At 60.4% G+C, this 20,463-nt stretch carries 20 protein-coding genes and 1 pseudogene; 11 read left to right on the top strand and 10 right to left on the bottom strand.

All coding sequences use genetic code 11. The features are described 5' to 3' along the window. Positions 1-31 precede the first annotated feature (31 nt). Positions 32-427, top strand: a complete 396-nt coding sequence (locus QO231_RS20900) for a hypothetical protein (protein ID WP_316781148.1) — start codon at positions 32-34, stop codon at positions 425-427. Between the two features lie 10 nt (positions 428-437). Here the strand turns inward: QO231_RS20900 and QO231_RS20895 are convergent, their stop codons facing one another. Genes QO231_RS20895 through QO231_RS20880 form a run of 4 tightly spaced genes read right to left on the bottom strand, consistent with a single transcriptional unit; the run spans position 438 to position 6,012 of the window. Further along, entirely contained in the window at positions 438-1,982 is a 1,545-nt protein-coding gene (locus QO231_RS20895) for a Ppx/GppA family phosphatase (protein WP_316781145.1), read from the bottom strand. A 49-nt stretch (positions 1,983-2,031) separates the two neighbouring features. Further along, positions 2,032-4,218, bottom strand: coding sequence for an RNA degradosome polyphosphate kinase (locus QO231_RS20890; protein WP_316781142.1), 2,187 nt, complete (start codon positions 4,216-4,218; stop codon positions 2,032-2,034). A gap of 47 nt (positions 4,219-4,265) precedes the next feature. Further along, positions 4,266-4,943 (bottom strand): P-loop NTPase family protein, encoded by a 678-nt coding sequence (locus QO231_RS20885; RefSeq protein WP_316781139.1) that lies wholly within the window; start codon positions 4,941-4,943, stop codon positions 4,266-4,268. Position 4,944: 1 nt separating this feature from the next. After that, on the bottom strand, positions 4,945-6,012 hold the full coding sequence (locus QO231_RS20880; RefSeq protein ID WP_316781136.1) for an AI-2E family transporter: 1,068 nt from the start codon (positions 6,010-6,012) through the stop codon (positions 4,945-4,947). A gap of 201 nt (positions 6,013-6,213) precedes the next feature. On the opposite strand from QO231_RS20880, the gene proS reads away from it, so the two are divergent. The 8 genes from proS to QO231_RS20840 all read left to right on the top strand — a co-directional run bounded on the left by proS (position 6,214) and on the right by QO231_RS20840 (position 13,265). Next, on the top strand, positions 6,214-7,557 hold the full coding sequence (gene proS / locus QO231_RS20875) for a proline--tRNA ligase (protein ID WP_316781132.1): 1,344 nt from the start codon (positions 6,214-6,216) through the stop codon (positions 7,555-7,557). A 1-nt stretch (position 7,558) separates the two neighbouring features. After that, positions 7,559-8,461 (top strand): glycosyltransferase, encoded by a 903-nt coding sequence (locus QO231_RS20870; protein ID WP_316781129.1) that lies wholly within the window; start codon positions 7,559-7,561, stop codon positions 8,459-8,461. Positions 8,462-8,465: 4 nt separating this feature from the next. After that, positions 8,466-9,248, top strand: coding sequence for a glycosyltransferase family 25 protein (locus QO231_RS20865; protein WP_316781125.1), 783 nt, complete (start codon positions 8,466-8,468; stop codon positions 9,246-9,248). Next, entirely contained in the window at positions 9,223-10,245 is a 1,023-nt protein-coding gene (locus tag QO231_RS20860) for a hypothetical protein (RefSeq protein ID WP_316781123.1), read from the top strand. Before QO231_RS20865 ends, QO231_RS20860 begins: the two co-directional genes overlap by 26 nt. Positions 10,246-10,338: 93 nt before the next feature. Then, entirely contained in the window at positions 10,339-11,625 is a 1,287-nt protein-coding gene (locus QO231_RS20855) for a lipoprotein-releasing ABC transporter permease subunit (RefSeq protein WP_316781121.1), read from the top strand. Then, complete coding sequence (locus QO231_RS20850; protein ID WP_316781118.1) at positions 11,618-12,301, top strand: ABC transporter ATP-binding protein; 684 nt, start codon at positions 11,618-11,620, stop codon at positions 12,299-12,301. Before QO231_RS20855 ends, QO231_RS20850 begins: the two co-directional genes overlap by 8 nt. A gap of 146 nt (positions 12,302-12,447) precedes the next feature. Beyond that, the gene (locus tag QO231_RS20845; protein WP_316781115.1) at positions 12,448-12,852 is read left to right on the top strand and encodes a cytochrome c; all 405 of its coding nucleotides are present in this window, start codon (positions 12,448-12,450) and stop codon (positions 12,850-12,852) included. Positions 12,853-12,866: 14 nt separating this feature from the next. Further along, positions 12,867-13,265 (top strand): c-type cytochrome, encoded by a 399-nt coding sequence (locus QO231_RS20840; protein ID WP_316781113.1) that lies wholly within the window; start codon positions 12,867-12,869, stop codon positions 13,263-13,265. 42 nt (positions 13,266-13,307) lie between these two features. Here QO231_RS20840 and QO231_RS20835 read toward each other — a convergent pair whose 3' ends face one another. The 4 genes from QO231_RS20835 to QO231_RS20820 all read right to left on the bottom strand — a co-directional run bounded on the left by QO231_RS20835 (position 13,308) and on the right by QO231_RS20820 (position 16,144). Further along, on the bottom strand, positions 13,308-13,988 hold the full coding sequence (locus tag QO231_RS20835) for a hypothetical protein (RefSeq protein ID WP_316781108.1): 681 nt from the start codon (positions 13,986-13,988) through the stop codon (positions 13,308-13,310). A 65-nt stretch (positions 13,989-14,053) separates the two neighbouring features. Beyond that, complete coding sequence (locus QO231_RS20830) at positions 14,054-14,716, bottom strand: DNA-3-methyladenine glycosylase I (protein ID WP_316781105.1); 663 nt, start codon at positions 14,714-14,716, stop codon at positions 14,054-14,056. A 68-nt stretch (positions 14,717-14,784) separates the two neighbouring features. Continuing rightward, complete coding sequence (locus tag QO231_RS20825) at positions 14,785-15,189, bottom strand: PaaI family thioesterase (protein WP_316781102.1); 405 nt, start codon at positions 15,187-15,189, stop codon at positions 14,785-14,787. 52 nt (positions 15,190-15,241) lie between these two features. Beyond that, positions 15,242-16,144, bottom strand: coding sequence for a sugar kinase (locus tag QO231_RS20820; protein WP_316781099.1), 903 nt, complete (start codon positions 16,142-16,144; stop codon positions 15,242-15,244). Positions 16,145-16,489: 345 nt separating this feature from the next. Between QO231_RS20820 and uxaC the strand changes: the two genes are divergently transcribed. Both uxaC and QO231_RS20810 read left to right on the top strand, forming a co-directional pair. Further along, a complete protein-coding gene (uxaC, locus tag QO231_RS20815) occupies positions 16,490-17,896 on the top strand; it encodes a glucuronate isomerase (RefSeq protein ID WP_316781096.1) in 1,407 nt (468 codons plus the stop codon). A 565-nt stretch (positions 17,897-18,461) separates the two neighbouring features. Next, positions 18,462-19,889, top strand: coding sequence for a mannitol dehydrogenase family protein (locus tag QO231_RS20810; RefSeq protein WP_316781093.1), 1,428 nt, complete (start codon positions 18,462-18,464; stop codon positions 19,887-19,889). 27 nt (positions 19,890-19,916) lie between these two features. On the opposite strand, the gene QO231_RS20805 is transcribed toward QO231_RS20810, so the two are convergent. Then, a complete protein-coding gene (locus tag QO231_RS20805; protein WP_316781090.1) occupies positions 19,917-20,306 on the bottom strand; it encodes a hypothetical protein in 390 nt (129 codons plus the stop codon). Between the two features lie 55 nt (positions 20,307-20,361). Further along, positions 20,362-20,463, bottom strand: a pseudogene (locus QO231_RS20800) (IS5/IS1182 family transposase); the annotation flags it as partial.

Genomic DNA, 20,463 nt, shown 5'->3' with positions numbered 1-20,463 from the left:
AACGCGCGTGGGCGCAGTCTATATTGATCCTATGAAACATCTTATCTCGCTTGCTTTTGCCGGTGCCCTGTCCGCCACGTCTCTTGCCGCACAGACTGAGGAAGAAGAGGGCAAAGACCTGATGGAACGCGGCATGGAACTGCTGTTTGAAGGGCTGCGAGAGGAAATGTCTCCGGCACTGAAGCAGATGCGCGAGATGGCGGAAGAATATGGTCCGGCTCTCTTCAGCTTTGTGGATGAGATGGGTCCGGCATTCGGCGAGATGCTGAACGATGTAAAGGATTGGGCCGCCTACCATCCGCCGGAAGTTCTGCCGAATGGCGATATTATCATTCGAAAGAAAATCAGGCCGGAACCGGAACCCGAGGCCACGCCAGTACCGGTTCCCGAGATAAGAATGCCTCCGCAGGGACAGACTGATCTCTGAACCCCGAGTGTCAGGAAATGCCGATGATCTTCAACTCGGCCGAAAGCGATGCGACCAGTGATTGCAGGCGTGCGTCTGCGACCTCGCCGAACAGATCGCGGGTATCGTTGGACAGGCGAAACTCCAGAACACGCCGTTTGGGATACCACTTCAGGCTGCTCATCGACTCGCCCTCTTGCATCAAGAGCATCGCGCCAAAGCGCATGGCCTTGCCCAGAATCTCTGCCTGAAGCTGTGCACTTTCGTCCAAGAGGCCGAACAGGTCCTCAAACCGTGTGCCTTCGCGTTTGTTGCGATAGCGGTGCATCAGGGCGAGACCCAGAAACACCCGCTCGGAATGCTTGAGACCGCCGAGATTGGCACGGGTTGCGTTGTCAAAACAGATTTCAGCACGGTAATCCGGATGCGCGCGCCAACTGACATCGTGCAAGAGACAGGCCGCCTTGACGAGACGCTTGCGTGAGGTGGTTGCCGATTTGAACAGCGGCATGATGAAATTGAACAGGGTATCGCCAAAGCCCGGAAACCGTGCATCCTTGGCTTCGGCAAAATGGCAGGCCTCAATCAGCGGATCCCGGTCGCGCAGGCGTTGTGGCATCTGCTCATAGAGCAGGCCCTCGCGAATGCCATAGCTCGAGACCGCGATGTCCTTGGGTTTGAATTTGTTCACCAGCCGTGCCAGCACATCCGCCGCCATGGGCACAAGCGCCATCCGGGTCGCGGACACGTTGGCGTTGCTCCGCAGCCAGTCCGGATCGTTCTTTTCAATGAACTTGACGGTGGCGCGCACGTCCTTTGGCCGCATCCGGTATTCATGGAGAACACGGAGGGGATAGTCGCGGCGCAGCATGTCGATCCGGGCGATGGCACGCCAGCTGCCGCCAACCAGGAACAGCCGATCAGGTTGTGGCCCCATCTTTTCGGTGAGCTGCGCCATGACCTCCTTGATGTGGGCCTTGCGCCCGGATCGCCCGCCCGGGACGCTCGCAAGCTTGAGTGGACCAAGAGCAGATGTGACCCGCTTTCCCACGCGTCCGCCAGCGATTTCGGCAAGCTCCATGCTGGAGCCACCGATGTCACAGACCAGCCCGTATGATCCGGGCCACCCCAAAAGCACGCCCTGCGCGGACAGGCGCGCTTCTTCTTCGCCATCGATCACCCATATCTTCAGGCCGGTATCACGCAGCACCTGGTCACAGAATTCGGGTCCGTCGTCCGCGTCGCGCACGGCGGCGGTCGCGACGGCGGTGAGAGGCGGAAGGTTCATGCCTCGCGCAAGATGCTGAAACCGCTGTATGGCGTCCAGGGCGCGTGCGCGGCCCTCCGGGTTCAGGCGCCCCGATTGCGAAAGGCCCGCGCCCAGGCCGCACATGATCTTTTCATTATAGAAATAGGCCGGGCTGCGGGCGGCACCGTCAAACACCACGAGGCGCACAGAATTCGATCCGACATCGACAACGCCCACCCGCGACAAGGCCCGCGCACTGGGGCTGTCAAACAATGGGCGGCCGAAGGGGTCCCATTCGGGGCTGACTGCAGCGCTTTCGGTGTTCATGCGTCCCCCGGCTGATCCGCGGTCAGGATGGGGGAACCGATGAGGGGCGTCAATTCCCCGTTGGTTCATCTGTATGCGTCAATTTGGGCACATCGGAAGCGCCGGCAGAGCCTCGCCCGGACAGTGACGGGTTTTCCATGAAGAACCGGTGGCAATTAAAGGCAAACTCACCCTCGGTGAGCGTGGCCCGGGTCGATCCGCCATCCGGACCCATGATCCAGGATTGTGCCACATCCGCGAGGTTGGCTGCCATGACCTGGCTGACGATCTGGGCCTTCACCGTCGGATTCAGGATCTCGATGAGCGTTTCAACCCGACGGTTGAGATTGCGCCCCATCCAGTCGGCGGACGAGATGAAAACCCGGGCCTTCTTGCTGGGCAACCCGTGGCCATTCCCGAAACAGACGATGCGCGAATGTTCCAGAAAACGGCCGATGATCGATTTTACCCGAATGTTCTCCGACAGCCCCTTGATGCCGGGGCGCACGCCGCAGATACCGCGGATGACAAGGCTGATCTTCACCCCCGCCTGGCTGGCACGATACAGGGCATCGATGACTTCGCTGTCGATGAGCGAGTTCATCTTGGCCCATATCTCTGCTGGCCGTCCGGCGGCGGCATGTTCGATTTCGGCCGCGATCATTTCGAGAAGGCGCTGTTTCAGCGAGAGTGGTGAAATCGCGAGGTTTTCGAGCTGATCGGGCGGGGCGTAGCCGGACAGAAAATTGAAGACCTTGGTCGCGTCCCGTCCCAGGGCCGTGTCACAGGTGAATAGCGACAGGTCGGTGTAGATGCGCGCGGTGATCGGATGATAGTTGCCGGTGCCATAATGCGTGTAGGTGACGAGGTTGTCGCCTTCGCGGCGCACCACCGTGCTGATCTTGGCATGGGTCTTGAGATCCAGAAATCCGTACACCACATGGGCGCCCGCCCGTTCCAGACGCCGAGATTGGCGAATATTGGCCGCCTCGTCGAACCGCGCCTTGAGTTCGACCAGAGCCGTAACCGACTTCCCGTCTTCGGCAGCCTCGCACAGGGCTTCGACAATCGGCGAGTTCTTTGACGTGCGATACAGCGTCTGCTTGATGGCGACCACGTCAGGATCGCGCGCCGCCTGCACCAGGAACCGCACCACCATGTCGAATGTTTCGTAGGGATGCTGAAGCAGCATGTCCTTTTGCCGGATTGCCGCGAACATGTCACCTTCGTGGTCCGTGACCCGCTCGGGAACCCGTGGATTGAAGGAGGGCCAGAGCAGGTCGGGCCGGCTGTCAAGGACGAGCTTGTCCAGATCCGAGATGCCGATCATACCGTCGATTTCAACAACTTCGGCCGTTTCAACGCCAAGCTCACTCATGACTGTTGATTTGAGTTGCTCGGGCGCGCCGGCCGAATGGGTCATCCGCACGACCTCACCCCGGCGGCGCCGTTTCAGAGCGACCTCGAATTCGCGCACGAGGTCTTCGGCCTCTTCCTCGACTTCGAGATCGCTGTCCCGCAGCACCCGGAACTCGAAATGCGTCTTCAGCTTGTAGCCTGGAAACAGGCTGCCGATATGTTCGAGCAGCAACTCTTCGAGCAGCAGAAATCTCTGCTGACCCGCCTCTGATGGCAGTGCCATGAACCGATCGATCTGATGCGGGATCGGCAACAACGCCTGCAAGGTACGCTTGTCCCGAATTCGCTCCAGTTGCAGTGCGAGGCAAAACCCGGTGTTCGGGATGAAAGGAAAGGGATGCGCAGGGTCGATCGCAAGCGGGGACAGAACCGGAAAGACCCGGTTCAGAAAGACATCGGCCAGGAATTTCTTGTCGTTCCTGGTGAGCTCTTCGCGGGGCACGATATTGATCCCTGCCTCTTCCATGGCGGGTTCCAACTGCGTCAGCACCCGTTGCTGCGATTGCATGAGCTTGCGCGCATCCTCGTTGATCAGGACCAACTGCTCGGCCGGCGTCAGCCCATCGGCAGCCGGCGTCGTGTTTCCGGCATGGGCCAGTTCACGAAGACCCGCAACGCGGACCGTGTAGAATTCTTCGAGGTTCTTGGCAGAGATCGACAGGAATCGCAGCCGTTCCAGCAGCGGAACACGCGGGTTTTCGGCCTCTTCCAGAACCCGCCAATTGAAGGCGAGCCAACTCAGTTCGCGATTGTGAAACCGTTCCGGCCCGGTGATGTCGAAATCCGCCAGCTCAATGGCTTTGGGAAAGGGCGAGTCGAGGAAGTTGGCATTTGTCATGTGTCTGTCGCCATGCATGTTGAGTGACAAATAGGTGTCCATTCTAGTCATACCGCACCTGACCCGCCAAGCAACTCGGACGCCAGCCGCCGCGACAGCGTGTGATGTCGGGACAGCGCGGCCTTGTCGAGGCGGCTGACAATATCTTCCGCCGCGCGAAACGAGCGATCCATTCGCGACAGCAGAAACGGAATGACGTCTGGTTTCGGCGTGATCTGTCTGTCCGCAAAGAGCTTGGCCAGAACGGCTGCCAGCAAGGTGTCATCAGGTGCCAGCAACGCGATATGGGTGGTGCCGTCGATCCTGCTTTGCAAATCCGGCAGGCTGAGCGACCAGTGATTTGGTGCGCCTTGGCCTGTCATCAGCAGTTGGTGGCCCTGTGACAAGATCAGGTTGTGCAGGTGAAACAGCGCTTGCTGAGCGTCTGCATCGGCGGAGATTTCCGGAACGTCCTCGACGGCGATAGGGTGCTGTGCCAGCGCCGGAATTTCGAGCGACGGCAGATCCGCAGCCGATACGATTCGGGCGTCGTTCGTCGCAGCCCAGACATGGGTCAGGTGGGTCTTGCCCGCGCCGGAGGGGCCCGACAGGATCAGCTTGCCGTTGGGCCACCGGTCGGCGGCGTCGATCATCGCGACCGCCATCGCGTTTTCCGGTGAAACGAAAAAGTCGTCTCGTCCCAGAACCGGCTTGGCGGGCAAATCGAAGCTCAATTGTTCGGGCATACTACTGCGTGTCCTGATCCGACAAACCGCGATAGAGTCGGCTCTGTAGATATTGCTCGACACCGAACCGGGTAATCACCCCAAGTGCGGCGGCGACGGGCACGGCGACCAACATGCCGACAAAGCCGAAGAGTGCACCGAACACCGACAGCGCGAGGAGCAGCCAGACCGGGTGCAGCCCGATCGAGCTGCCAACCAGTTTCGGAGTCAGAAAGTTGCCTTCAATCACCTGTCCGATTGCAAAGATCGCAGCCACAAGCCCGATCGAGGTCCAGTCACCCCAGAACTGGAACAGCGCCAGACCGATTGCAAGCGAACCGCCGATCAATGCGCCCAGATAGGGGATGAACGTGACCAGACCCGCAACCACACCGACGACGAGGCCAAAATTCAGTCCGACGAGCATCAGGGCGATGGCGTAATAGGTGCCCAGAATCAGGCTGACCGTTCCCATACCGCGAATGAACGACGCGAGTGTCCGGTCGATATCGCCCGCCAGCGTGCGAATGACGGGGGCGTGGTCACGCGGAAGCAGTTCGTCGATCCGGGCAATCATGCGGTCCCAGTCCAGCAACATGTAGACCGACACCACCGGAACAACGATCAGCAGGATCACGATGTTTAGAACAGACAGGGCCGACCCAAGCACGGACTCGATCAGCGCGGGCCCACGCTCCTTGATGGCCTGGCCAATGCTGTTCAGTGTTTCGCGGGCGCTGGACCCTTCGACCAGCAGCGACGGGAAATGCGTGGCGATGAACGCCTGAAGGTCCTGAAAAAGCTGCGGCATGATGTTGATCAGGTCGATCGTCTGGGAAATCAGCGTCGGAATGACCAGCAAGCCGATGAGCACCGCAAGCAGAATGGCAACGATGGTGATCACCGCGGTAGCGGCGATTCTCGATAAACCGGCGCGCTCCAGACGGTCCGCGACCGGATCGATGAAATATGCGATGGCACTTCCGATCACGAAGGGCAGCAGGACCGGGCCCAGAAACCACAGCACAACGGCAAACACCGCCGTGGCGATGCCCCAGTATTTCAGTTGATCCCTTACTGGCAATGTCATCTGTGTCTCTTGTTGCTGTTAGCGTATCACATCGCCCATAGTCCGCGCGGTTTCAAGGGGCGGCATGCCCGACGGCGCGGAAACGACAATTCGGGCGGCTTGGTCGAAGGCCCGTTTGATCGGGCGCGTGCATTGGTCGATTGCCTGAGGCCGCGCTTTCGCATAGACCGCTGAAAACCTCGTTTCATAAAGAGACCGTTCATGCGCCTGTCCCGTTATTTTCTGCCCGTTCTCAAGGAAAACCCTGCCGAAGCGCAAATCGTCAGCCATCGGCTGATGTTGCGCGCTGGAATGATCAAGCAGGCCCAGGCCGGTATTTATTCGTGGCTGCCGTTGGGTTTCAAGGTGTTGAAGAACATCGAAAATATCGTCCACGAGGAACAGGTGCGCGCCGGCCATATCCCGATGCTGATGCCGACGCTGCAATCTGCCGATCTCTGGCGTGAAAGCGGGCGCTATGATGTGTATGGCGAGGAAATGCTCCGCGTCACCGACCGGCACGGGCGGGATATGCTCTATGGGCCGACCAACGAAGAGCTGATCACCGACATCTTCCGCAGCCATGTAAGCAGCTACAAAGACCTGCCGATGACGCTCTATCACATCCAATGGAAATTCCGTGACGAAATCCGCCCACGGTTCGGGGTGATGCGCGGTCGCGAATTCCTGATGAAGGACGGCTATAACTTCGACGTCGACAAGGCCAGCGCGCTGCACGCCTACAATCGGCACATGGTCAGCTATCTGCGCACCTACGAGCGGATGGGGCTGCACGCGATCCCGATGCGCGCCGACAGTGGACCGATCGGGGGCGACAACACGCATGAATTCCTGGTTCTGGCCGATACCGGCGAGTCCGAGGTGTTTTATGACAGTGCCATTCTTGACCTGAAATTCGGCGACCGCGTCGTGAATTTCGGCGATTGGGACGAATGCGCGGCCATCGTCAAGGAATGGACAACGCCCTATGCGCGCACTGACGAGACCCATGATCCGGCGCTTTTCGAGGCAATCCCCGAAGCGCGGCGCAAGTCAAGCCGGGGGATCGAAGTTGGCCAGATCTTCTATTTCGGCACCAAGTATTCCGAGCCTTTGGGCGCGACTGTGCAGAACGCCGAGGGCAAGCCGGTGCCCGTCCACATGGGCAGCCACGGTATCGGTGTCTCGCGCCTGTTGGGTGCCATCATCGAGGCCAGCCATGACGACAACGGCATCATCTGGCCGGAAGGCGTGACCCCGTTCCATTGTGGTATCGTGAACCTGAAGCAGGGAGACGACGAGGCGGATGCGGCCTGCGAGGCATTGTATGCCGCTCTGACCGCCATCGGGCTTGAGCCGCTGTATGACGACCGCAAGGAACGCGCAGGCGGCAAATTCGCGACGATGGACCTGATCGGTCTGCCGTGGCGCATAACGGTAGGGCCGCGAGGATTGAAAAACGGCGTGGTCGAGCTGACCAGCCGCCGCACGGGCGAAAGCGAAGAACTGTCGCCGGAGGCCGCCATCGAGAAGATCGCGGCGATCTACGGCAAGATCGTCGGATGACATGGCCAACGCGCCGCTCCTCTCGGTCATCACCGTTACCCGCAACCTGATCGAGGCCGGGCGTCGCGAGCTGTTTCGCGAGGCAATGGATTGCGTTCAGGCGCAATCCTATGGCCAGGTGGAGCACGTGATATTTGACGGTCTGTCGGATGACGGAACCGTCGCGATGATCGATGAGGCCCGGAATCGGCTGTCTGGTGCGGGTCACCCCATCGTCTTTGAAACTGCGCAGGATGCCGGGCTCTATGATGCGATGAACAAGGCCGTGGCGCTGGCGTCGGGCGAATATGTTCTGTTTCTGAATTCGGACGACTCGCTGGCCAGCGAGACGGTGCTGGCCGATCTTGTCGCCGCCCTTGGGCAGGATCGACCGGGCTTTGCCTTTGGCGGAACGCTGCAAACACTGGCGGACGGATCAACCAGAGAATTTGCGCGCACCAATCTGAAGTCCTTTCTGCAGCGCATGCCGTTCTGTCACAACTCGATGCTTGTTCGCAAACAGGTGTTTGAGTCTCTCGGCGGGCATGACCTATCGTTCCGCGTGGCGTCCGATTATGATTTTGTATTTCGCATGCTGCAATCCGGTGTCACAGGCCGCGACGCGCGTTTGCCTGCCTCGAAATACGCTGACCGGGGGGTATCTGGCGATGTCTTGGCCGTTGCGCGTGATTATGCACGGGTCTGGAGCCGGTACTTCGGCGCGCTGACCGGACAGGGCGAGATTGATCCCGAAACCTGTCTGGACTGGTATCGCACAGGGCAGCTTCCGGTTTCCATGTGCTATGCAGCCTACCGGAGTGCGGGCAACAATGACTTGGTCCGGCAGGCGGCTTTGCATAGTCTCAAGATCACGTTGCGGCGAAAACTACAGCCATGGCGTCATTGGGACAACCTGAAGGGTTAGGGCCGTGCGCATTCATGTCATCAATCTGGATCGGGATCCGGGGCGGTTCGCCGAGACACTGGAACAGTTTGATGCCGCCGGTCTGAAAGACAGCGTCGTGCGCGTACCCGCGATTGACGCACAAGCCACCGATTTCGCGTCTCCGGGCTATGCACCGCATCGTTGGCTTGATCGCTGGGAACTGAAACTGTCCGAGCGCGCCGTGTTTGAAAGCCACCGATCTGTCTGGCAGCGTATCGCGGACGGCGAGGATGTGTTCGGCATCGTGTGTGAAGACGACATTCTGGTGTCAGAGACCTTTCCCGAAGTTCTCGTCGAGCTCGATTTCGGCGCGCAGGGAGTCGTCAAGCTTGACGGGTTTTCTGCAGATCGCCGGTATGGCGACGCGCAGAGCATGGGCGGGCGTGCCCTTTGGGATATCGTCGAACCGGTGCCAAGCGCGGCATGTTACGCGGTGTCCAAGGGGGCTGCACACATCCTGTTGCGCGCCAGCGAGCAATACTGCGCGACGCTGGATGATTTTGTATTCGCGCCCCGCGCGGGCCTGCACCCGGTTCAGCTTGTTCCCGCAATCGCGGTGCAGCGCATGTGTTGCATCGTACAGGAGGGGACAGCTGACACGATGGACAGTACGCGGGAAAGCCGGGATCAGAGCAGCCGTGCACGCGGGCCAATCGCCTATCGGCTGCGCAAGGAGATCAGGCGCGGATTGCAAAGTCTAAAAAACAGATCACGGCCCAAATTGCGTCCGACACTCGCAAATGACCTTCCGGGCTATGGCCGGTAGCGGGATGCTGAGCTTTGCAACCATCGTTTATAGCAAAGACTATCCGCTGCTCGAGCTACAGGCGCGCTCGATGGCGCGGTTTCTTGATCCGGCCGAGGTGGCATCCATCTCCATAATCATGAACGAGGTGGACGAGCCTGCGTTGCGCCGGAACCTGTCGGATATCTTGCCCTACTACGGCCCACTGGCATCGCATGTCCGCATTGTCGGTGGCGACGACATCTTGCTCCCCGCCAACATTCGAACCTCACCGCGGGCATTGGAACGTGCCTATGTGGATTATCGGTATCGTATCCCTGCCGTGCGTCGGCAAGGTTGGCGCGGGAACAATGGGTATCGGATGCAACAGGCGCTCAAACTCGCCTCTGCCAGATGTGCAGGGTCTGACAGGATCGTTTTGCTGGATGCAAAGAACGTGTTCTTACGGCCGCTGAGCGAGTCAGATTTTTTTTCCAGCGACGGCAAGGGGCGGATTCAATTCCTGAAACCGGAGTTGGTGTTCCATCGAAACTGGCTGTCGCAAAGCCTGCTGGCCTTCGTGGTCGGCTGTGACGTTGACGATGTTTCCGAAACCACGACATTCGTGACACCTTACCCGGTAAAACGCGAGGTTCTGCTGGGCGTACTTGATGAAATCGACAACCGCTTCGGTTCGGTACAGGCCTTGTTTGCGTCCAAGCGCCGCCCGTCGGAGTTCATGTTGATCAATGCCTGCTGCATCAAACATCATGGTGGGCCAGAAGCGGATTTCGAGAAGGCACACCCGGTCAACATCGGCCTTTGGCCGGAATATGACGAAGCCAAGGTACGCGCCGAACTGAACCGGTTGAAAGATCCGGAGGCGCTGAGTTTAGGGGTGCACAATCGGGTGGTTTCGCAGCTCGGGGCCGCGCACCTGGATCATCTGCTTGAGGCGCTGGAAGATCGCGGCATCTGTACCAAGAGCCAGGCCCGGGACGTATTTCAGCGGATCGGGGCCGTGGCTCGCCGTCAATAGGCTGGGCAAGAGATCGCCTGTTTCGGTCCGAAAACCGGCTTGACCCGCTACGCGCCAGACATCAGGTATCTGGGCAATTGATAAGGAGCCGACATGGCCAGGAATCCCGCCCCCTTTGCCCCGTTCGAATGGATGATCGCGTGGCGATACCTGCGTGCCCGCCGGGCCGAAGGCGGGGTCAGCGTCATGACATGGATCAGCCTGATCGGTATCACGCTTGCGGTTTTTGCACTGATCGCGACGCTCTCGGTGCGGTCCGGGTTTCGGTCCGAATTTGTCAGCACCATTCTGGGCGCGAATGCCCATGTCACGGTCTATGACGTGGGTCGCGTGGGGCAGCAGGGTCAGCTTGATCGTGCGATAGCCGACTACGAAGGCTGGGCCCAACGCGTTGCCGAGGTGCCCGGCGTCACCCGGGTTGCGCCGCTGATCAAGGGGCAGGTTCTGATCAGCCTGCGTGACAGCAGTTCGGGTGCCGAGGTCTATGGTATCGCCCGCGACGATCTCAAATCGCTTCCGGGGATCGCGCAATCGGACCAGGCGGCAGGAGATCTGACACGCCTTGACGAGGGCATTGCCATCGGGTCGGGCATTGCACGTGCCATTGGTGCGGGTGTGGGCGACACGGTGAAACTGACGTCTCCCAACGGGGTCAAGACTGCCTTTGGCACCAGCCCGCGGGTGAATGCCTATGAAGTCGTCTATGTGTTCTCGGCAGGGCGCTATGACATCGACCGGACCCGCGTCTACATGCCGTTCGCCGAGGCGCAGGCTTTTTTCAACCGCGAGGGCGTTGCGGATGAACTGGAGGTGATGGTCGAGGAGCCGGAAGCGGTGAATGCCCTGACCATCGATATCCTGCGCGCCGCCGGAGATCGGGCCCAGGTCTGGACATGGCGCGACTCGGCGGGGGGCTTTCTGCGGGCGCTCGAGGTCGAGGACAACGTGATGTTCATCATCCTGTCGATCCTGGTCCTGATCGCGGCGATGAACATCGTGTCGGGGCTGATCATGCTGGTCAAGAACAAGGGGCGCGATATCGGCATCTTGCGCACGATCGGGCTGAGCGAAGGGTCGATCATGCGTGTGTTTTTTATCTGCGGCGCGTTTACGGGCCTGATCGGGACGGCGATGGGTGTGGTATTGGGATGCCTGTTCGCGATCTACATCGACCCGTTGTTTTCCTTTGTGAACTACGTGATGGGCGGCGGCGTCTGGGACCCGTCGATCCGGGGCATCTACCGGTTGCCTGCCGAACTGAACCTGAGCGACGTATTGTCGGCGGTTGGCCTGTCCCTTGGCCTGTCATTCTTTGTCACATTGTTCCCGGCGCGCCGGGCAGCACGAATGAACCCGGTCGAGGCGCTGCGCTATGAATGATGCGGTTTTGCAATTAGAAGGTCTGGTCAAGACCTATGGCACTGACTCGCCTGCCGAAATCCGGGTGCTGCAAGGGCTTGATCTGATCGTGAACAAGGGAGAAACCGTCGCGCTGGTTGCGCCATCGGGAGCAGGCAAATCGACACTTCTGCATATTGCGGGGTTGTTGGACGTGGCGGATAGAGGCGTCGTGCGGATTGGCGGGGCCGATCTGGCAAACAAGTCGGATCGCGCGCGCACGGCAGCGCGGCGTCAGGATATCGGTTTTGTCTACCAGTTTCACCATCTGCTCCCCGAATTCTCTGCGCTAGAGAACATCGTGCTGCCGCAACTGGCGAATGGGGTCGCTGACGTCAGGGCAAAGGATCGCGCGCTGACTCTGCTGGATCGTGTCGGGATTGCAGCCCGCGCAGGGCACCGTCCGGCGGCCCTGTCCGGGGGGGAACAGCAACGCGTCGCGTTCTGCCGAGCGCTGGCCAATGAACCGCGCCTGTTGCTGGCTGACGAGCCGACGGGCAACCTTGACCCGGCGACTGCCGATCAGGTGTTTGATGCGATGATGCAACTGGTGGCCGATACCGGCCTGGCCGCTGTTATCGCCACGCACAACATGGAACTGGCAGCGCGTATGGACAGGGTTCTCAGGCTCGAGAACGGCAAGCTGATCAGCGCCTGAGATCAGCCCCGTTCCGGCGATCTCTTGCACAGTGATGGACCCCTTGATCTGGATCATTGAGCATGGAGCGCGCATGCGCAAACCTGAGGCGCGACCAGGAAGCTGGCGTGATGACGACCCTGACAAGAAAACCGGGAGATTGAGCAATGCGTATCGTTCAGACAATCGTAACTTCGGCGCTGCTCTGCCTTGGTGCACAAGTCTTCGCGCAGGATGTGAAAAACGGGGCAGACCTATACCGCCTGCATTGCGCCACCTGTCATGGGATCGAGGCGACCGGGCAGGGGCCCATGGCGGGCGTGCTCTTGACCAAGCCTGCGGATCTGGCCGCGCTTGAGGTGGAGAATGGCGGAGTCTTTCCAACCGAGCGTGTCATTCGCCGTATTGACGGCCGGGACCCCCTGATCAGCCATGGCAGCCCGATGCCGGTCTACGGGTTCTTTTTTGAAGGCGAGGATACGCCGCTCAAGACACCGAGCGGCCAGCCGATCCTGACGAGCAAGCCGATAGTTGACCTCTTGGGATATTTGCAGTCCATTCAGGTCAATTGAATGGAGACGACCGAATGCGGATTTTTCCCTGGTGCATTGCCCCAGTCGTGGCAATGTTTGCCGCCTGCGCCCCCGACATCATGCCACAACCCGACGAGGGGGCCGCGTTGTTCGCAACGAATTGCAGCACCTGTCACGGTCCGCGCGGAGAAGGCGGCAAGCAACTGGCCCGCGGCAAGGTCGCGCCCGATCTGACGCGCATTGCATTCAGAAACGGTGGCATCTTTCCCGCGGCGCAGGTTCTTTCGCAGATCGACGGCTATGGACGGGGCAAGGCGAAAGACGTGATGCCCGCGTTTGGATCGCTCCTGGAAGGCGAGACGGTGCCCGTGGATATCGATGGCACGCTCACGCCGACACCGCGCCCGCTGGCTGCATTACTCGCCTATCTGGAGAGCATCCAGGTCCCATGATGCGCGTCCGGGGTATGGTGATCCGATGGTCCGTGTGACGGGCTAGGAACAGATCCCCTCAAGCTCAGCCCCGCGCCAGGGAAGAAAGACGTCGCTTTCCCGCGCCGGGGGCAGATCGGACACCGGAAAGGCACCGCTGAGCATCGTGTGCAGGCGCTTGGTACGCGATGCATCCGGAGCAAGCGCCCGGCAGCACACATACTCCTCGACAATCGCTCCCTGCTGCTCAAAGCCATAGTTCAGGAAATCAGGCTCTCCATCCAGATCAAAGAGATAGGGGTCATCTACACTGCCATGCTCTGCCGCCGCGCGCATTGGCGTATATCCCGTACGGGCGCGGTTCTGCCATTGCCAGACATGGGTCATTTCATGCGCGAGCAGCATCGATTCAACCAGGTACAGGCGTTCGGGGTAGTCGCGCAGATAGTCATCCAGATACCAGTTTTTCACGAAATAGACGCGATTGAACAAAGTGACGGCAGCGGGCTTGCTGGTCACCACTTCCTCCTTGACCGGAGGCATGATCCGCTCGCGGCAGGCGACGCGGGGTCGGGCCTTTCGGCGAAACGTGACGGCGGCAACCGGAGCGCCTTTGACAAGACGAATGCGGGAGGTGTCGAGCTGGTCCCCCTGCAATCCACGAATAAACGCCGTTTCGGTTTCGGTGAGTGGCCGACCGCAGGAAGAGAGCAGGAGGAAAATGACAAACAAGCGCAGGATCATGCGCGGACGTTAGCTTGCCGGTCACCGCTGCGGTAGAGGTGAGATGCACGGTGTCAGTGGTTTTTTCAGAGGCTCATGGCCAGAACCCGGCTGACCTCGGTCAGAGAGCGCCCCGATTGCTCCATCCAAGTGTTGAAAGCCTGCTGCACTGCACGCATCGCCGTCTTTGAGGTGGCTGGCTTGTCGATGACACTCTCCGCGATCAGGCGTGCCGTCACATCGCGCGACAGGATGAAGCCGTCGCGCCCGGCAAACCGCATCGCATATTGGCCGGTCATGCCACCCAGACGTGCGCCACGTGTTTTCATCAGGTCAAGCAGGCCGATATAGTCGGCTGAGGGCCAGTCGCCGAACACCGTGCCGGGTCCACCCTGGTCGCGCAGTTCCATCAGGAACACGGCATTGTCGCGCACGGTCATGATCTTGGGTCCGTTCCTGACGATGTCACGATTGGCCAGCAGGGCATCCAGCTTGTCGTCATCCATGAAGGCGCATTTGCCAACATCGAACCCGTCAAAGGCAGCTTCGAAGCCGTCCCACTTGTTCTCGACAACCTTCCAGTTGAACCCGGCCTGAAAGACGCATTTGGTGAAGGTGGACAGCCAGCGATCTTCCGTGATTGCCGCAAGTTGCTCGGGCGTTCGGGGTTTGGTCAGGTGCCTGTTCAGGGCGTCCGCGCCACCGTGACGATCGGCTGCGATGGCGTGGATTTCGTCATAGTGGCGCATGGTTCATCCCCCGAAACGATCGGATCATCGCAGATCGCAACCGGCAATATCAAGCGGGGATGTCGCCGTCACGGCGCATAGAAGGCCGCGGTCGCCGTCGAGACGAGCTTGCCGCTGCTTTCTTCGGTCATCTCCGCCTCGGCAAACACCAGCGCGCGACCAGCGCGAATTACGCGCGCATCGCACAGGATAGCGGTGCCGAGGCCGGGGCGCAGGAACCGCGTGTGAAGGTCGGTCGTGGCAAAGGGCCTGAATATCTGGGCTTGTGCAATCGTGGCGAGGGCCATCGATGTATCGGCCAGCGCCGCAAGCGCCTGACCCGAAACAATGCCCCCGACACGCGAAAGGTGGTCGCCCAGGGGCATACGGACCTGTGTGCGCCCCTGATCGAACACCAGCACGGTCAGATCGAGCGCTTGGACCCAGGGCGCAAAGTTCTCGCGCAGGATGGTTTGTGCGTCTTCGGGTGTCATCGGTTCTGGCTCCTCATGCTCTTGTAGCGCGTGCGGGTCATGATTGGTGGCGTCATTCGGCGCAGGGCATCAGCGCCCCACGCGACTGGATGACCCGTCCGGCAAGGGCAGCGCCCTCGGCAACCGCCTGTTTGATCGGTTTGCCAGCAAGCTGCGCCGCGAGAAACCCTGCATTAAAGGAATCGCCCGCCGCCGTGGTATCCACGACCTTGGAGGCGGCAACGGGCGACACCCGGCTGATGGTTCCATTGTCCGAAATGAGGATCTCGCCCGGACCGTTCTTGACCACGACGGTTTGCGCGCCGGCCTCGATGTACCGCGCCATCGTCGCCTCGGGATCGGCATCGCCAAACCACGTGGCCTCGTCCTCGTGCGAGGGCAGGACCGTATTGCTGACCCGTGCCGCGGCCATGATGCTGGCCGTCATGATATCTGGCGTCTCCCAGAGCCGTGGTCGCAGGTTCGGGTCGAAGACGACCGTTCCGCCGCCGCCGCGAAAACTGCTCAGGGTTTCGAGCAGTTTCTTGCGGTCTGCCTCGGACAGGATCGCAAGGGTGATCCCCGAAAAGAATGCGATCTGTGCCCCGTTCAGTGCCCGACCAATGTGCGTCGTGTCGCTGGCGAGGTGTCGGGCAGCACTTTGACCGCGCCAATAGCTGAAGCTGCGCTCACCGTCCTGCAATTGGATCATGTAGAGGCCGACCGTCAGTCCGGGCAGCCGCAGGATCGGATCTGTGCCAATTCCGGCATCCTCGAGAAACCCCAGCATCTGATCCGAGATGGCGTCCTGCCCGACGGCACTCAGATAGTCGACCTGATGATCCTCGCCAAGCAGTTGGCGCAGATACCAGGCGGTGTTCATGGTGTCCCCGGCAAAGCCGATCTGAAACGACCCTTCGATGCTGGACGGTGCAAGCTCTACCATGCACTCGCCGATGGAAACGATTCGGGTCATCTCAAATTCTCCTTGAACCACTCATGCCTGTTGGCCTGCACCTCTTCTATAAGGATCAGGATGCGTGACAAGTGCGCGGCCCCGAGATGCAATCGGAACCGATAGCAATCGGATGCGACTCACCTGCGCCTCAAATGCTGCCGTTCTACAAGCACGCGGGTCATGGCAAACCCCACATCTACCAACAGTCGGCTTGTGACGCGTTGGCCGGACCGGCAACATGTTGCAGCACAACAGCATGACGCCAGCCAGCAGGCGAGTTGAGCAGGGGCATCGGATCGCCTACGGTGCAAACATCTTCTGGCATCGGAACATCAACATATGCCGTTGGAACCAAGGGAAAACATGGCGCTTCTGGATGAGAACAGACTTTTCCCGACGGACCCGGCGGTGCGCGGGCTTGCTCGCGACCTTTATGATGGAGTCCGGAACCTGCCCATCATCAGCCCGCACGGACACACGGATCCACGCTGGTTTGCAGAGAACGCCGCCTTTTCCGACCCGGCCAGCCTGTTCGTGACTCCCGATCATTATGTCTTCCGGATGTTGCACAGCCAGGGGATCGACCTGGACTCGCTGGGGGTTGCGCGCGTGGATGGCGGCCCGACAGAGCAGGACCCGCGCAAGATCTGGCGTCTCTTTGCCGAGAACTATTTCCTTTTTCGGGGAACGCCGTCGCGCATCTGGATCGATCATGCGCTGCAAGAGGTGTTCGGTGTGACCGAGCGGCTGTCCGCCGCCAGCGCGGATGCGATCTATGATCATGTGGCGGCCTGTCTGACGCAGGACGCATTCCGCCCGCGGGCGCTGTTCGAGCGTTTCAATATCGAAACCATTTCCACCACCGAGAGCGCCCTGGACAATCTGAAGTGGCACGGGATGATCCGTGACAGCGGATGGGGCGGCAAGGTAATTACCGCCTATCGGCCGGATGCCGTTGTCGATCCCGAATTCGAGGGCTTTGCTGCCAATGTCGCTCTGCTGGGCGAAATGACCGACGAAGACACGACAACATGGGATGGATATCTGGCGGCGCATCGCAACCGGCGGGCCGTCTTCAAGGCCTTTGGGGCGACGTCGTCTGACCATGGCCATGCGACCGCCCGGACCGAAAACCTGTCGACCGGCGACGCCACACGTCTCTTTGACAAGGCGCTGCAGGGTGCGTGCAGTGCCGAGGAAGCAGATGCCTTTCGCGGGCACATGCTGACGGAAATGGCGCGGATGAGCCTTGAGGACGGATTGGTCCTGCAGATCCACCCCGGGTCCTGTCGCAATCACTCCGCCGATATTTTTCAGCGGTTCGGTCGGGACAAAGGTTATGATATTCCGACCCGCACCGATTATGTCCGCGCGCTGAAACCTATGCTGGATGCGGTAGGCGGCGAGCGTGACCTGACGATCATCGTCTTTTCCCTCGACGAGACCAGCTATGGCCGCGAACTTGCACCGCTTGCGGGCGTCTATCCGGCGCTGAAGCTGGGGCCGCCCTGGTGGTTCCATGACAGCTACGAGGGCATGTGGCGGTTCCGCGAGATGACGACGGAAACCGCAGGCTTTTACAACACGGTCGGTTTCAACGATGATACAAGGGCGTTTTGTTCGATTCCGGCCCGCCATGATGTCGCGCGCAGGGTGGATTGCGGTTTCCTCGCCACGCTTGTCGCCACCGGGCGGCTGGACATGGACGAGGCATCCGACGTCGCGCATGATCTCGCGTACGGACTTGCCAGGAGAGCCTACCGGCTTTGAGGTGCGCCGGTACGCTCGGGCGTGTCATATGGTTTATCGCATCGTACCCACCGAGCCCGGAGTAGTTCGTCAGGTTGTCGCCGGAAACAGTGACATGATGGCGTTGCCCTTCGTTTTGACACCGCTGCCGAAGGCAAGTTGCACAACCACCTTCATGTTCAGGCGACATATGTCGAAAGAGGCCGCTTCTCTGTTTTTTCAGCAAGGCCGAGTTTGATCCTGGCCCCGGCGACGGCCTCGCCGTTCCGTCCGATGCGAGTCACGGCAGCCGCTGCGACGCGGCTGGAACGCTGATCGACGCCTTTGCGCCGCGCTGATTTTCGCTGAACAAGGTCGATTTCTCCTGCTCAAACCGGGCGAGATCACGCTGGTTTGGGCCACGATCCCTTTTTCCTGGCTGATGTCGGGCGACAATGTCGAATTCACCGGCATCGACCAGGTCGAACTGGGAGAACTGCAATGATGCTGCCGGATTCGGTGGTAATATGTATGGGCAGGCTGGCGCAGGGCGGGGCAAACGCTGTATGCGCAAGTCGCAACACGCATGAATTGACATGCACCGTTTATGGAGATCAGCGTGACCACTGAAGCACGATTATCCCGGCCTGCGACAGGGATCGTTCATCTGGGCCTTGGTGCCTTCTTTCGCGCCTTTGGCTGCGTCTATGTTGCGGATGCCATGGCGGCATCGGGCGGTGACTGGGGTATTGTCGGCGTTTCCCTGCGCAGTCCTGGCACCCGCGATGCGCTGCGCGGGCAGGGCTGGGCCTATACCTCGGTCACCCTGGGCCCAAACGGTGAAGAAACCCGGAGCATCGATGTGTTGAATGGTGTTCTGGTGGCCCCGGAGGATCCCTCGGCCGTGCTGGCGGCGATGGCGGAGCCAGGGGTGCGGATCGTGACTTTGACGGTGACGGAAAAGGGATATTGCCATAACCCGGCCAGCGGTGATTTGAACACGGAACATCCTGATATCATCCACGATCTGGCGCATGAACTGCCGGTTTCGGCACCGGGCTTTCTGGTGCGCGCGTTGCAGATGCGCCGCAGTGCCGGCCTTGCTCCGTTTACGGTTCTGACCTGTGACAACCTGCCGGAAAACGGCAAGCTGGTGCGAGGTGTGGTGCTGGAACTCGCGGGCCTGATCGATTCCGAGCTTGCGACTTGGATCGACCGGGAGGGCCGCTTTCCATCAACCATGGTTGACCGGATCACCCCGGCCACGACACAGGCAGATATCGCGCGCGTCGCGGAGTTGACCGGAAGGCCAGACGCGGCACCGGTCATGCACGAGCCGTTTGCCCAATGGGCCGTCGAAGATGACTTTGTCGACGATGCGCGCCCGGATCTGGCCGCTGCCGGGGCGGAAATGGTGGCCGATGTCACCGCCCATGAACATATGAAGCTCAGGATGCTGAACGGCACGCATTCCGCGCTGGCCTATATCGGGTATCTGGCCGGTCATGAAACCATCGCCGACACCGTCGCTGACCCTGTGTTTGCCGCATATGTCCGTATGCTCTGGTCCGAGATTACGCCGACGGTCACGGCCCCTCCGGGGGTCAGCCTGTCGGCTTATGCGGATGCGTTGTTTGAGCGTTTTGCGAACCCGTCCATCCGGCACAGGACCTGGCAGATCGCGATGGATGGCAGTCAGAAGTTGCCCCAGAGGATCCTCGGTACACTGCGTGAAAACCTCGATGCGGGACGCGACTCTCCGGCGCTGTTTCTCGCCGTCGCGGCGTGGATGCGCTATGTCGGCGGTGCGGATGAAACCGGAAACCTGATCGATGTGCGCGATCCTCTGGCCGACAGGTTTCGCGCGGTGTCTGAAGGTGCAGAAACGCCCGCAGAGCGGGTCGAGGCATTGCTTGCGACGCGCGACGTGTTTTCCGCCGATCTCGCCAACCGCCTGCGCGCGCCCTTGACCAAGGCGGCAGAGCATCTTTGGTCGGTGGGGGTCCGCACGGCGATCCGGGATCTGACCGGCTGACCGCAGGGCGCTCCCGACTGCCTGCCATTACGCGACCAAGGGCTCATAGGCGCGTGTAAGCCCGCCCGCGTCACCCAGATCGGCCATTGCCAGGTAAACCGCGCCAAGCTGCCGGTTCACGGCAATAAAGGTCAACGTATCGCCGTCGATCACAGGCGTCTTGATCGCGCTGAAATCGGGGGCATCGTAATTTGACAACCGGAAGGTGCCCTCGATCCAGTCTGCATCCCGATCTTCGGATGCGAGACGCTGCTTGTACCAGTCCGCAAACGCCGCAGGGTCTTCTATCACCGAATAGATCTGTTCCTGCGCGAGATGGTTCAGGGCCTGCACACATTGAAGAACTCTGGCGGAGGCTTTCAGACCGGGCGCCAATTCCCGCATCGACTTCGGGTCGCCTGTTTCGGTCCCGTCCACGGGCTTTGTTGCGCAAAGGATGTGAAACCCATACTGCCCCTTTCCCCGGAGGCACTTATCCCACGGGCTCTGTGACAGGTATGGCAAGCGCGGTGTAGCCGTTCAGCACGGCGGCTCGGACTTGGAGTTCGGCAACCTGGCGGTCGAAGTCGCGTGC

It is taken from the genome of Sedimentitalea todarodis, from assembly GCF_032595355.1.
GTDB lineage: Bacteria > Pseudomonadota > Alphaproteobacteria > Rhodobacterales > Rhodobacteraceae > Sedimentitalea > Sedimentitalea todarodis.
The sequence above is the reverse complement of the archived record's forward strand: the minus strand, read 5'-3'. Positions and strand labels throughout refer to the sequence as shown.